Source organism: Cellulomonas sp. FA1 (genome assembly GCF_000986825.1).
GTDB classification, from domain to species: domain Bacteria; phylum Actinomycetota; class Actinomycetes; order Actinomycetales; family Cellulomonadaceae; genus Cellulomonas; species Cellulomonas iranensis.
Genome location: NZ_LBMY01000001.1, coordinates 2,142,800 through 2,155,584, shown reverse-complemented (window position 1 = coordinate 2,155,584; position 12,785 = coordinate 2,142,800). Strand labels below are relative to the sequence as shown.

At 76.3% G+C, this 12,785-nt stretch carries 11 protein-coding genes; 7 read left to right on the top strand and 4 right to left on the bottom strand.

Annotated elements, in window-relative coordinates:
• The first annotated feature begins 2 nt into the window (after positions 1-2).
• The gene (locus tag GY42_RS20130) at positions 3-1,088 is read left to right on the top strand and encodes a GNAT family N-acetyltransferase (protein WP_082131725.1); all 1,086 of its coding nucleotides are present in this window, start codon (positions 3-5) and stop codon (positions 1,086-1,088) included.
• A 143-nt stretch (positions 1,089-1,231) separates the two neighbouring features.
• Here the strand turns inward: GY42_RS20130 and GY42_RS09735 are convergent, their stop codons facing one another.
• The 4 genes from GY42_RS09735 to GY42_RS09720 all read right to left on the bottom strand — a co-directional run bounded on the left by GY42_RS09735 (position 1,232) and on the right by GY42_RS09720 (position 5,592).
• A complete protein-coding gene (locus GY42_RS09735) occupies positions 1,232-1,837 on the bottom strand; it encodes a pentapeptide repeat-containing protein (RefSeq protein WP_046529187.1) in 606 nt (201 codons plus the stop codon).
• Positions 1,838-1,889: 52 nt separating this feature from the next.
• Positions 1,890-2,795, bottom strand: a complete 906-nt coding sequence (locus tag GY42_RS09730; protein ID WP_046529186.1) for a MaoC/PaaZ C-terminal domain-containing protein — start codon at positions 2,793-2,795, stop codon at positions 1,890-1,892.
• A complete protein-coding gene (locus GY42_RS09725; protein ID WP_046529185.1) occupies positions 2,792-4,183 on the bottom strand; it encodes a 3-oxoacyl-ACP reductase in 1,392 nt (463 codons plus the stop codon). The genes GY42_RS09730 and GY42_RS09725 overlap by 4 nt, the downstream gene beginning before the upstream one ends.
• Positions 4,184-4,245: 62 nt before the next feature.
• Positions 4,246-5,592 (bottom strand): acetyl-CoA C-acetyltransferase, encoded by a 1,347-nt coding sequence (locus GY42_RS09720; protein WP_046529184.1) that lies wholly within the window; start codon positions 5,590-5,592, stop codon positions 4,246-4,248.
• A 120-nt stretch (positions 5,593-5,712) separates the two neighbouring features.
• Between GY42_RS09720 and GY42_RS09715 the strand changes: the two genes are divergently transcribed.
• The 6 genes from GY42_RS09715 to GY42_RS09690 all read left to right on the top strand — a co-directional run bounded on the left by GY42_RS09715 (position 5,713) and on the right by GY42_RS09690 (position 12,634).
• The gene (locus GY42_RS09715; RefSeq protein WP_046529183.1) at positions 5,713-6,645 is read left to right on the top strand and encodes a TetR/AcrR family transcriptional regulator; all 933 of its coding nucleotides are present in this window, start codon (positions 5,713-5,715) and stop codon (positions 6,643-6,645) included.
• On the top strand, positions 6,642-8,711 hold the full coding sequence (locus GY42_RS09710; RefSeq protein WP_046529182.1) for an acyl-CoA dehydrogenase family protein: 2,070 nt from the start codon (positions 6,642-6,644) through the stop codon (positions 8,709-8,711). The genes GY42_RS09715 and GY42_RS09710 overlap by 4 nt, the downstream gene beginning before the upstream one ends.
• Before the next feature lie 34 nt (positions 8,712-8,745).
• Positions 8,746-9,207, top strand: coding sequence for a hypothetical protein (locus GY42_RS09705; protein WP_046529181.1), 462 nt, complete (start codon positions 8,746-8,748; stop codon positions 9,205-9,207).
• Positions 9,208-9,322: 115 nt separating this feature from the next.
• Positions 9,323-10,114, top strand: coding sequence for a bifunctional hydroxymethylpyrimidine kinase/phosphomethylpyrimidine kinase (thiD, locus tag GY42_RS09700; RefSeq protein WP_046529180.1), 792 nt, complete (start codon positions 9,323-9,325; stop codon positions 10,112-10,114).
• 127 nt (positions 10,115-10,241) lie between these two features.
• The gene (locus GY42_RS19655; RefSeq protein ID WP_201775260.1) at positions 10,242-11,129 is read left to right on the top strand and encodes a DUF2599 domain-containing protein; all 888 of its coding nucleotides are present in this window, start codon (positions 10,242-10,244) and stop codon (positions 11,127-11,129) included.
• A gap of 98 nt (positions 11,130-11,227) precedes the next feature.
• On the top strand, positions 11,228-12,634 hold the full coding sequence (locus GY42_RS09690; protein WP_152667264.1) for a glutamate decarboxylase: 1,407 nt from the start codon (positions 11,228-11,230) through the stop codon (positions 12,632-12,634).
• Positions 12,635-12,785 lie beyond the last annotated feature (151 nt).

Genomic DNA, 12,785 nt, shown 5'->3' with positions numbered 1-12,785 from the left:
GCGTGCAGCACGATCTGACCCTCGAGGGCCACGGCGTCCGACTCGTCCCGCTCACGCGCGAGCACGCCGCGGCGCTCGCGGCGTTCGTCGACGAGCGCGTCTGGCGCGGCATGACGACGCCCACGCCGCGGGGCGTCGACGACCTGCTGGGCGTCGTCGAGACCGCGCTCGCGACACCCGCGCGGTACGCGTTCGCGGTGCTCGTCGACGGCGAGGTCGTCGGGTCCACGTCGTTCTACGACGTCGACCTGCGCATGGGGCGCCTCGAGGTCGGGCACACGTTCTACGACCCGCGCGTGTGGGGCACGCACGTCAACCCGGCGTGCAAGCTCCTGCTCATGACCCACGCGTTCGAGGCGTGGGAGGTCGCGCGCTGCGCGTACCGGGTCGAGGCGCGCAACGCGCGGTCGATCGCCGCGGTGACCAAGCTCGGCGCACGGCCCGAGGGTCGGTTGCGCGGCCACCGCGTCGCGGCCGACGGCACGCGCCAGGACTCGCTCTACTTCTCTGTGCTCGCCGACGAGTGGCCCGACGTCCGCGCACGGCTCGTGGACCGGCTCGCGGGGCACGACGTCGCCGACGGCCGCACGTCGGTGCTGCTGATCGGCGGCCGGTCGGGAGTCGGCAAGTCGACCGCCGCGAACGCGGTGCACGACCTGCTCGTCGCGCGCGACGTGCCCCACGCGCTCGTCGAGGGCGACGCGCTCGACCTCGCGCACCCCGCGCCGTGGGAGCACGGCGTCGCGGCCGCGAACCTCGCCGACGTCTGGCGGCGCTACCGCGCGCTCGGGCACCGCCGCCTCGTCTACACCAACACGGTCAGCGTGCTCGAGACCGAGACGCTCGCGGACGCCGTCGGGGACCGCCCGCACGTCACGTCCGTGCTGCTCACGTCGTCCGACGCGACAGCGCGCGAGCGCCTCGCGCGCCGCGAGCAGGGCGCGTCGTACGACGCCCACGTGGCGCGCTCCGACGCCGCGGCGGCTCGGCTCGAGCAGGCCGCTGGGCCGCACGTGCACCGCGTGCCCACCGACGGCCGCACGCCCGCCGAGGTCGCGGCAGACCTGGTCGCGCTCGCGGGCTGGTGAGCACGACGACGACCGGGCGCTGACCGCGGGCCGGCATCCGCGGACCGGGGGACCGGGGTACCGGGATCCGCGCCCGGGACCCGTCGACCGGGGCCCGGGGGCCGCGACCCGCGGCTGGCTCCCCCCAAGCAGGGCCGGCGCAGTCAGTCCTCGACGACCAGCCCGACGTGGTGCGCGAGCAGCGGCGCGAGGTCGTACAGCTGGTCGGTGCTGACCCGTGCCCCGCCCAGCCCGCCCACGCCGTCGACCGCGCGCAGCCGCGCACCGCGCAGGTCGCACGCCGTGAGCCGCGACTGCGAGGCGTCGAGGCGCCGCACGTCGCAGTCGACCACGACGAGCCTGCCGACCCGGGCGTGGCTGAGGTCGAGGTCCCCGAGCGTCACGCCCTCGAGGTGCAGCTCGTCGACCGTGGACTCGCGCAGGTCGAGGTAGTCGACCTTGCCGCCGGTCACGCGCACCCGGGTCCAGCTCGACCCGAACGCGCTCAGCGCACCGATCCGCACGTCGGCGAGCGTCGTGTCGCGCCACGTCGACGACGGTGCGCGCAGCGTGCCCGCGCGCACGGCCCGCCACGTCGAGTCGAGCACGCGGGCGCGGTCCAGGTCGACGTCGTCGAGGTCGCAGTCCTCGACCTCGCACTCGAGGAAGCGCGCGCCCGTGGCGTCGCGGCCGCGCAGGTCGAGGCCGCGGAACGCCAGCCCGTCGAGGTCGGCGTCGGGCTCGAGGTCGTACGCGTCACCGGTGAGCATGTCCCGACCCTCCCACGCGTGTCGGACACCGGAGGCGGGACCCCGCCCGACGTCAGGCGGTCAGCGGCGTGACCGTGCCCGTGAGGTGCGGCTTCCCCGACCGTGCGTGCCACACAGCGAACGCGTGGCCGTCGCCGTCGCGCGCTACGCGCACGTCGGGCGTCGCGGGCAGCAGCACGGGGGCCGCGAACTCGACGTCCCACGCGAACGCGTCGCCGCGCGCCGCGCCGACGTCGGCCAGCGCGCGCGACGCCGTGAACATGCCGTGCGCGATGGCCCGGGGGAACCCGAACGCGCGCGCGGTGAGCGGGGACAGGTGGATCGGGTTCCGGTCGCCCGAGACCGCCGCGTACCGCCGGCCCGTGTCGGCGGGCAGCTCCCAGCGGCCCGTGCGCACCGGTGGCGTGAAGGCGGCACGCTCGGCCCCGCCGTCGCCCCCGCCGCCGTCCCGGGCGTCCGGCAGCCGCACGCCCTTGGCGAGGTACGTCGAGACGCCTCGCCACGCGACGTCGCCGTCGGCGGCGACCTCGGTGACGAGGTCCACCTGCGTGCCCGACCGGTGCGGCCGCAGGTCGCGCGCCCACGCACGGACGCCCAGGCGGTCGCCCAGGAGGAGCGGCCGACGCTGCTCGACGCGGTTCGCCAGGTGCACCATGCCCAGCAGCGGGAGCGGGAAGTCGTCGCGCACCATGACCGCGGTGGCCACGGGGAACGCGAGCACGTGCACGAACCCCGCGGGCAGCGCGTCCGTCGCCGGCTCGCCCAGCAGGTGCTGGTACGCGGTGAGGTGGTCGACGTCGGCGCGCACGTCGTCGACGCCGTACGTCACGTCGGGCAGCGACCAGCCGCCACCGCCGCTACGCCGCCGTGCCGACGCGACGAGCCCCCGCGCGTACAGCCTGCCGAGCCCGGGCACCCGCGGCAGCGCGACCAGCGCGTCCGGCGCGCCGCGCGTCACCGGCCCACCAGGTTCTGCCCGCAGACCCGCAGCGTGCGGCCCACGACCCCGCCGACCGCGGGCGACGCGAGGAACGCGATCGCCTCGGCGACGTCGACCGGCTGGCCGCCCTGCTGCAGCGAGTTCAGGCGCCGTGCGACCTGCCGCGTGAGCGCCGGGATGCGCGCGGTCATCTCGGTCTCGATGAACCCCGGCGCGACCGCGTTCGCGGTGCCGCCGAACGGCACGAGCAGCGGCGCGGTCGCGCGGACCATGCCGATGACACCGCCCTTGGACGCCGCGTAGTTGGTCTGCCCGCGGTTGCCCGCGATGCCCGACGTCGACGCGAGCGACACGATGCGCGGCGCGTCCGTGAAGTCGCCCGACGTCAGCAGCGCCTCGTTGATGCGCAGCTGCGACGCGACGTTCACCGCGAGCACCGACGCCCACCGGTCCTCACCCATGTTGGCGAGCAGCTTGTCGCGCGTGATGCCCGCGTTGTGCACGACGACGTCGAGCCGCCCGTGCCGCGCCGTGGCGTGCGCGAGGATCCGCTCGCCCGCGTCGGGCGCGGTGACGTCGAGCTGCAGCGCCGTGCCGCGCACGCGGTTGGCGACCTGCGCGAGCTGCTCGCCCGCGGCCGGGACGTCCACCGCGACGACCGTCGCGCCGTCGCGCGCCAGCACGTCGGCGATCGCGGCACCGATGCCGCGCGCCGCACCGGTGACGACCGCGACCTTGCCGGCCAGCGGGCGGTCCCAGTCGGTCGGGAGCTCGCCCGCGTCGGAGTCGACCTCGAGCAGCTGCCCGTCGACGAACGCCGAGCGCGTCGACAGGAAGAACCGCAGCGCGCCCACGACGCTCGGGGCCGTCACCGGCACGCCGTCGGCGACGACCACGCCGTTGCCCGTCGCACCGCCCCGCAGCTCCTTGGCGAGCGAGCGCAGCAGCCCGTCGACGCCCTGCCGTGCGGCCGCGACCGCGGGCGCGTCGTCGGCGCCCGCGGGGCGCGACACCGTGACGACCCGCCCGCCCGCCCGCAGGCCCTTGAGCACCGAGCCCGCGGCGAGCACCGGCCCCTGCAGGTCGTCCGGGTGCGTGACGTCGGTGAGCACGAGCACCACGGCCGCGTACCGCACGTCGGGGGTCGCGTGCCGGTGCACCTCGAGGTCCCAGCCGTCGAGGACCGCGGGGGCGTCACCCGTCGGCGCCACGCCGCCCGCGGGTGACGAGAGCAGGGTCGCGACCGCGTCGGCGTCGGCGCCCGTGCCGAGCACGAGCGCGGGGCCGTCGAGCAGCGGCTGCCCGGGCCGGTGGCGGCGCAGCACCGCGGGGCGGGGCAGGCCCAGCTGGGCGGCGAGCTTCTTGGTCAGCCCGCTGTTGACGAGCTCGAGGTACCGGTCGGTCATCACGACTCCTGCGTCGTCGGTGGGGCGGGGCGCACCCGAGCGGGTGCGGGTGCGGTGCGCGGTCAGGCGGCCTCGAGCAGCGCGGTCAGGCCCAGGCCGCCCGCGGCGCAGATCGACACGAGCGCGCGCACGGGGGACTCGTCGCCGGCCGCGACCTGCGCGGCCCGGCGGGCGTGCAGCTCCTTGGCGATCGTCGCGACGATCCGGCCGCCGGTCGCGGCGAACGGGTGCCCGGCGGCGAGCGACGAGCCGTGCACGTTGAGCCGTGCGGGGTCGACCGTGCCGAACGCGCCGTCGAGTCCGAGGCGCTCACGGCCGAACTCGTCGGACCCCCAGGCGGCGAGGGTCGTGAGGACCGTCGACGCGAACGCCTCGTGGATCTCCACGTAGTCGAGGTCCTCGAGCCGCAGGCCGTGCCGTGCGAGCAGCCGCGGCACGGCGAACACGGGCGCCATGAGGAGCCCGTCGACGCCGTGCACGAAGTCGACCGCGCCGGCCTCGGCGTCGACGACCGCGGCGAGCGGCGTGAGGTCGTGCGCCGCGGCCCAGTCCGCCGACCCGAGCAGGACGGTCGACGCGCCGTCGGTGAGCGGCGTCGAGTTGCCGGCGGTCATGGTCGCGGGCGTGTCGAGGCCCAGGCCGAACGTGGGCCGCAGCGCGACGAGCTTCTCGAGCGAGGAGTCGGCGCGCAGGTTCGCGTCGCGCGTCAGGCCGCGGTACGGCGTGACGAGGTCGTCGAAGAAGCCCGCGTCGTACGCGGCTGCCAGGCGCTGGTGGCTGCGCAGCGCGAGCTCGTCCTGCGCCTCGCGCGTGATGCCCCACTGCGCGGTCGTGAGGGCCTGGTGCTCGCCCATCGACAGGTGCGTGCGGGGCTCGGACGTGCGCGGCGTCGCGGGTGCGAGGTCCTTCGGCCGCAGACGCGCGAGGGCCTTCAGGCGCTGCTGCGGGGTCTTCGCGTGCGACAGGTCGAGCAGCACCCGGCGCAGGCGGTCGCTCACGGCGACGGGCGCGTCCGACGTCGTGTCGACGCCGCCCGCGACCGCGGACTCGAGCTGGCCGAGGCGGATCTTGTTGGACAGGGACACGACCGTCTCGAGGCCGGTCGCGCAGGCCTGCTGGACGTCGTACGCGGGGGTGGTCGGGGCGAGGGCCGAGCCGAGCACCGCCTCGCGCGTGAGGTTGAAGTCGCGGCTGTGCTTGAGCACGGCACCCGCGGCGACCTCGCCGATCGTCTCGCCCTGCAGCCCGAACCGCGCCACGAGGCCGTCGAGCGCGGCGGTGAGCATGTCCTGGTTGGACGCCTGCGCGTACCTCCCGCCGGCGCGCGCGAACGGGATCCGGTTGCCGCCGAGGACGTACGCGGGGCGGGGGAGCGTGTCGGAGGCTGCGGTGCTCGTGCGGGTGGCCATGGGGCGGTCCCTCTCGGCGTCGATGACGGTGGGTCGCGAGCGGCGCCGGGCGGCTCTGCGCGAGGGCCGTTGGTCCCGGACCTGTGTCCGAAACCCACAGTACCTGATACCTTCGGTTTCGTGAGTTCTGTCACACAGGGACCGTCGACGACGACGTCCCCCCGCCGCCGCCGCGACGACGCGCCCGGACCGTCCGCCGCCCGGACGCTCCCGGTCGCCCTCGCCGGCGCCCCCGTCGAGACGCCCCTCGACGGCGACCACGACGCCCCCGAGGACGGCCGCTCGACGCGGTGGGCCGACCACCGCGAGGCGCGCCGCGCCGAGCTCGTGCGCGTCGCGCGCCGCACCGTGCACCACCACGGCCCCGACGTCTCGATGGAGGAGATCGCGGCCGCGGCGGGCACGTCCAAGTCGATCGTCTACCGGTACTTCAGCGACAAGACCGGCCTGCAGATCGCGGTCGCCGAGGCCGTCGTGCTGCAGATGCAGGGCGCGCTCGAGGGCGTGCTGCGCGTCGCGCCGACGCCGCGCGAGGGCCTGCGCGCGATGGTCGCGGTGTACCTCGAGATGATCGAGTCCTCGCCGCACGTCTACGCGTTCGTCACGCGCCACGGGTCCGTCGAGTCCGACGGTCCGCTCGGCCACTTCCTCGAGTCCGTCACCGCGCTCGTCGCCGCGCCGTTCGCGCGCGGGCTCACCGACGACCGCGACGGGCGGCGCGTGGCGCGCCGGCCCTCCTCCCACGACCCCGCGACGCCCGGTGCCGCGGCCACCCTCGCCGACCCCTGGGCCGCGGGCGCGGTCGGGTTCGTGCGCGGCGCGGGGGAGTGGTGGCTCGCGCACCGCGGCGAGCCGGGCGTGCCCGACCGCGAGGCGCTCACGGCCCAGCTCGCCGCGTGGCTCTGGGCCGGGCCCGTCGGCCTCCTCGCGCGCGACCACCCGCGCGCCGGCGACCCCGGACCCGCGGCCCCCGACCCTCGTCCCGCCCACCCGGCGGCGCACCACCCCACGGCCGGCGACGACGCCGGCACCACCCCCAGGGAGCAGCGATGACGACGACGACCGACCGCCCCACCGCCCGCCCGGCCGCCACCGACCCGCGCGTCGACGTCGCCGCGCTCGAGGAGCTCCTGCTCGGGCGGTACGCGGACCTGCGCCGCTCGGCGCGCGCGATCGTCGCCGACCCGGACTTCCAGAAGATCGAGGGCCAGCCGGTGGCCGAGCACCGTGAGCGCGTGCTCGCGCAGCTGCGGCGGCTCGAGTCGGAGCACGACGTGCTGCGCGCCTTCCCGGCCCGGCACGGGGGCTCCGACGACCACGGCGGCTCGCTCGCGCGGTTCGAGGAGCTCGTCGCGGCCGACCCGTCGCTGCAGATCAAGGCCGGCGTGCAGTGGGGCCTGTTCGCCTCGGCGATCCTGCACCTGGGCACCGAGCAGCACCACGACACGCTGCTGCCCGACGCGATGCACCTGCAGGTGCCGGGCGCGTTCGCGATGACCGAGACGGGCCACGGGTCGGACGTCGCGTCGATCGGCACGACCGCCGAGTACGACGCGCAGACGCAGGAGTTCGTCATCCACACGCCGTTCCGCGGCGCGTGGAAGGACTACCTCGGCAACGCCGCGCTGCACGGCACCGCAGCGGTCGTCTTCGCGAAGCTGATCACCGCCGCACCGGGGCAGCCGCGCGTCGACCACGGCGTCCACGCGTTCTACGTCCCGATCCGCGACCCCCGGACCGGCGAGTTCCTGCCCGGTGTCGGCGGCGAGGACGACGGCGTCAAGGGCGGGCTCAACGGCATCGACAACGGCCGCCTGCACTTCGACCACGTCCGGGTCCCGCGCACCCACCTGCTCAACCGGTACGGCGACGTCGCCCCCGACGGCACGTACTCGTCGCCCATCGCGAGCCCGGGGCGGCGGTTCTTCACGATGCTCGGGACGCTCGTGCAGGGGCGCGTCTCGCTCGACGGCGCCGCCGCCAACGCGAGCAAGATCGCGCTCGCGATCGCCGTGACGTACGCCAACCAGCGCCGGCAGTTCGCAGGGGGGACCGCCGACGAGGTCGTGCTGCTCGACTACGGGCAGCACCGCCGCCGCCTGCTGCCGCTGGTGGCGGAGGCGTACGCCGCGACGTTCGCGCACGAGGAGCTGCTCGCGGCGTTCGACGAGGTCTTCTCGGGCCGCGGGGACACGCCCGAGAAGCGCGAGGACCTCGAGACGCTCGCGGCGGCGCTCAAGCCGACGTCGACGTGGGCGGCGCTGCGCACGGTCCAGACCGCGCGCGAGGCGTGCGGCGGGCAGGGCTTCCTCGCCGAGAACCGGCTCACGGGCCTGCACGCCGACCTCGACGTGTACGTGACGTTCGAGGGCGACAACACCGTGCTCTACCAGCTCGTCGCCAAGCGCCTGCTCGGCGACTACGCGGCCTCGCTCAAGGCCCTGCAGTCCGACCGCGGCGACCTCGCACGGTTCGTCGTCGACAAGGTCGCCGACGCCGCGCTGCACCGCACGCCGCTCGTGCGCGCCGTGCAGACCCTCGGGGACCGGGGCGACGCGCGGCGCTCGGTCGGTCAGCTGCGGGACGAGGCGACGCAGCGCGAGCTGCTGACCGACCGCGTCGAGGCGATGGTCGCGCAGCTCGCGCAGGCGCTCGCGCCCGCGCGGCGGATGAGCCCCGGGAAGGCGGCCGCGCTGTTCGACGCCCACCAGCACGAGCTCATCGAGGCGGCGCGCGCGCACGCCGAGCGTGTGCAGTGGGAGGCGTTCACGCGCGGCCTCGCGCGGGTCGAGGACCCGGGAACCCGGCAGGTGCTCACGTGGGTGCGCGACCTGTTCGGGCTGACGCTCGTCGAGCGGAACCTCGCCTGGTACCTCATCCACGGGCGGCTCTCCGCGGGCCGTGCGCGCACCGTCACGTCGTACATCGACCGGCTGCTCGAGCGGCTGCGCCCGCACGCGCAGGACCTCGTCGACGCGTTCGGGTACGGGCCCGAGCACCTGCGCGCACCGATCGCGTCGGGCGCCGAGGCGCAGCGGCAGGACGAGGCGCGCGCGTACCTGCGGGCGCAGCGCGCGAGCGGTGACGCGCCCGTGCCGGAGAAGCACCTGAAGGGCTGACCCGCGTCGGGCACGCGGCGCGCTACCGTGCCGCGTGCCCGAGACGGTCCTGCGGTCGACGCCCGACGCGCCCTGGCTGCCGCCCGGCGGCCGCGCCGAGGTGGTGCGGTCGGCGGTCGCGCCCGTGCCCGCGGGGCTGGTCCGGCTGCTCGTGCGACGCGGCGACGCGGTGCTGTGCGTGCCGCGCGACGACGGCCGCGCCGACCTGCCGACGCGCGCCGTCGCCGCGGACGACCCCGACGGGTCCGCGGCGGCCGCGGCGCTCGCGCGGGACGTCCTGGGCCCGGGTGCGCGGCCCGTGCCCGTGGGGCACGTGCGCAACGTCGTGACCGCGCCCGACGCCGGGTACCCGTGGCCGGTGCCGCTCGCGCACTTCACGGTGTGGCGGGCCGACGGGGACCCCCGCGACGCGGGGACGTGGGTCGACGTCCGCGACCCCGCGTGCGTGCTGCGCGAGCGGCACTGGTGGCCCCTGGTCGGCGACGACCCGGCCTGACGCGCCGCCGCGCCGTCGAGTCGTCGAGTCGTCGGACGACCGTCCCGCGCGCGCGTCGCGACGTGCGAGGCTGGACCACGCACCCACCCCTCGCCGCACCCGACTGGAGCCCCTCGTGGTCGACCTCGCCTACGTCATCGCCGGTTCGGAAGCCACCGGCGGCGCCGGCATCCAGGCGGACCTGCGCACGTTCCAGCAGCTCGGCACGTTCGGGCTCGGCACCGTGACCTGCCTCGTGTCGTTCGACCCCGCGCACGACTGGAACCACCGGTTCTTCCCGGTGCCCGCCGAGGTCATCGCGCAGCAGATGGAGGCCGCGACGGCCGCCTACGACCTCGACGTCGTCAAGATCGGCATGCTCGGCACGCCCGCGACGATCGACGTCGTCGCCGAGGGCCTGCGTCGTCAGCCGTGGCGGCACGTCGTGCTCGACCCGGTGCTCATCTGCAAGGGGCAGGAGCCCGGCGCCGCGCTCGACACCGACAACGCGCTGCGCGAGCAGGTCGTGCCGCTCGCGACGGTCGTGACGCCCAACCTGTTCGAGACGCACGCGCTGTCCGGCATGGCGTCCATCGAGACGGTCGAGCAGCTCACCGAGGCCGCGCGCCGGATCCAGGAGCTGGGCCCGCGCGTCGTCGTCGCGAAGGGCGGGGTCGACCTGCCCGGCGACGACGCGGTCGACGTGCTGGTCGACGGCGACGAGGTCACCGTGCTGCGGACGCCGAAGGTGGGGCGCGAGCGCGTCGCCGGCGCGGGCTGCACGCTCGCCGCCGCGATCACCGCCGAGCTCGCCAAGGGCGCCGACGTCGAGGACGCCGTGACCGCGGCCAAGGCGTTCGTCACCGCGGGCATCGAGGGCCGCATCGGCGGTCGCGCGCCGTTCGAGGTGGTCCGCCAGGGCGCCTGACGCGCCTCGTGGCACCGGGTGTGCGGCGTCCCGGCCGTCTGGCGGCCGGGACGCCGCACGCCTCGACCGTGCACGGACCGGGCGCGGGCACGTAGCCTCCCGTGCCGTGGGCGTGCGGCGGTGGCGGGTGGCGACGACGGTCGCCGTGCTGCTGCTCGTCGCCGCGTGCACGACCGGCGCGCCGGACGCCGCCGGGCCGGGCGCGAGCGCGTCGACCAGTGCCGCCGGGCCCGCGTCGCCCTCGCCCTCCGCAGCGCCCGACGCGGCAGCCGTCCGTGCGGCAGGGCTGCCCCTGGGCGGCCCGCCCGCGCGCGGCAGCCTGCTGCCGGCGCCGGAGGGCGCGGACGTCGGCGTCGAGCAGCGCGAGGACGGGGCCGCGACCTACACGATCACCGTGGCGGAGCCGGGCGCCGCGGGGTCCGCCGCCCCGGGCGGCCGCGACGTGGGTCCCGACGGCGCAGGCCGCGCAGGCGCGGGCTCCGACGCCGCGGCGCCCGACGGCGCGGAGGGCGTGCGCGCGCGGGTCGCACCGCCCGACGGGGGCGCCGTCGAACTGCTCGCGGACGCCTCGGCGGTCCTGCGCGACGCCGGCGGCGCCGTCGTGACCGCGCTCGGGCGTGCGACGGGCGCCGACGGTGCGGCCGCCGCGTGGCGGGTCGAGGGCGACCTGCTGGTCCTGCACGTCGGAGCCGCCGCGGGTGGTCCGGTGTCGTTCGAGGTGGGCGCCGCCGCGCTGGAGTCGGCGACGTGGGGCGAAGCCGAGGGCGGGCGCTCGCTCGCGGTCGTCCCCGCGCCGTGGGTGCGCGGCGGCAGCCTCGCGGCGCAGGAGGCGCTCGCGTCGCAGCTCGAGGCCGCCGAGCCCGAGGCGGCGACGCCGAGCATGCGCGCGCAGCTGTGGTGCCACGTGCTCGGCGCACCCGACAAGGCGTCGTGGAACCTCGAGCCGTGGCGGCCCGAGGTCGGCACGGGAACGTTGATCGCGACGCGCTGCAACCCCACCGACGCCGACGCCTGACCCCGCGCACCCGCCGGGAGGCGCCGCACGGCCGGGGTCCCTACGGTCGGTCCCAGGGCCTCGCGTCCGCGGGGCCGGCCCGGCGAGGGGGCAGGCAGATGGTGACGACCACGCGGCGAGCAGGGCGAGACGACGACGAGCCGGACGTCATCGAGGTGAACCCGGTCTTCAGCCGGCCGGGCGAGGCCACGAGCGTCCCCAAGTTCCGCTTCCCGCCGCACGAGGCGCTGCCCGAGACGGCGTACCAGCTGGTGCACGACGAGGCGATGCTCGACGGCAACGCGCGGCTCAACCTCGCGACGTTCGTCGGCACGTGGATGGACGACCACGCGACGCGGCTGTACGCCGAGTCCGCCGACAAGAACATGATCGACAAGGACGAGTACCCGCAGACGGCCGCGATCGAGCAGCGCTGCTGGACCATGCTCGCCGACCTGTGGCACGCGCCCGCGCCGCGCCGGGCGGTCGGCACGTCGACCATCGGGTCGTCCGAGGCGGCCATGCTCGGCGGTCTCGCGCTCAAGCGCCGCTGGCAGCACGCGCGTCGCGCGGCCGGCCGGCCCACGGACCGGCCCAACCTCGTGATGTCCAGCGCGGTGCAGGTGTGCTGGGAGAAGTTCTGCAACTACTTCGAGGTCGAGCCGCGCTACGTCCCGCTCTCGCTCGAGCACCGCGTGCTCGACGGGCACGACCTGGCGGCGTACGTCGACGAGAACACGATCGGCGTCGTCGTCATCATGGGCGTCACCTACACGGGCGCCTACGAGCCGGTCGCGCAGGTCGCCGACGCGCTCGACCGCGTGCAGGAGGCGACGGGGCTCGACGTGCCGATCCACGTCGACGGCGCGTCGGGGGCCATGGTGGCGCCGTTCGTGCAGCCCGACCTCGCGTGGGACTTCCGCGTCCCCCGCGTCGTGTCGATCAACACGTCGGGGCACAAGTACGGGCTGGTGTACCCGGGCCTGGGGTGGGTCGTGTGGCGCGACGCCGCGGCGCTGCCGGAGGACCTGGTCTTCCGCGTGTCGTACCTGGGCGGTGACATGCCCACGTTCGCGCTCAACTTCTCCCGGCCCGGGGCCCAGGTGCTGCTGCAGTTCTACCTGTTCGTGCGCCTCGGGCGTGCCGGGTACGCCGCCGTGCAGCGCACGTCGCGCGACGTCGCGACCTGGCTGGCCCGCGAGATCGCACGCGTGCCGGCGTTCGAGCTGTGGAACGACGGGTCGGACATCCCGGTGTTCGCGTGGCGGCTGCGCGAGGGGCACACGACGCGCTGGGACCTGCACCACCTCTCGGAACGGCTGCGTACGCGCGGGTGGCTGGTGCCCGCGTACCCGATGCCGGCCGACCTCGAGCACGTCACGGTGCAGCGCGTCGTCGTGCGCAACGGCTTCAGCCACGACCTCGCTGCGGCGTTCCTCGCGGACCTGCGCGCCGAGGTCCGGTACCTCGACGCGCTGACGGGACCGCTGCCGACCGAGGGCCGCAGCTCCGGCTTCCACCACTGAGCGACCGCGTTGCGCTGCGCTCGCGCGGCGCGTCCCGGCCGCCTCGCCGCCGACGGCCGTCGCGGGCGGGTGCCGACGGGTCCTCGACGCGGCGGGTCGCCCGACGTCAGCCCCGGCGGCCCGCCGGTCGTCGTCGCTCGGGCCGGCACGG

Bases quoted from the DNA above. Each gene is read 5' to 3' on its own strand.
- GY42_RS09710 (WP_046529182.1), top strand. From the start codon at position 6,642: ATGACGACGACGACCGACCGCCCCACCGCCCGCCCGGCCGCCACCGAC.
- GY42_RS09725 (WP_046529185.1), bottom strand. From the start codon at position 4,183: ATGACCGACCGGTACCTCGAGCTCGTCAACAGCGGGCTGACCAAGAAG.
- GY42_RS09735 (WP_046529187.1), bottom strand. From the start codon at position 1,837: ATGCTCACCGGTGACGCGTACGACCTCGAGCCCGACGCCGACCTCGAC.
- GY42_RS09720 (WP_046529184.1), bottom strand. From the start codon at position 5,592: ATGGCCACCCGCACGAGCACCGCAGCCTCCGACACGCTCCCCCGCCCC.
- GY42_RS09690 (WP_152667264.1), top strand. From the start codon at position 11,228: ATGGTGACGACCACGCGGCGAGCAGGGCGAGACGACGACGAGCCGGAC.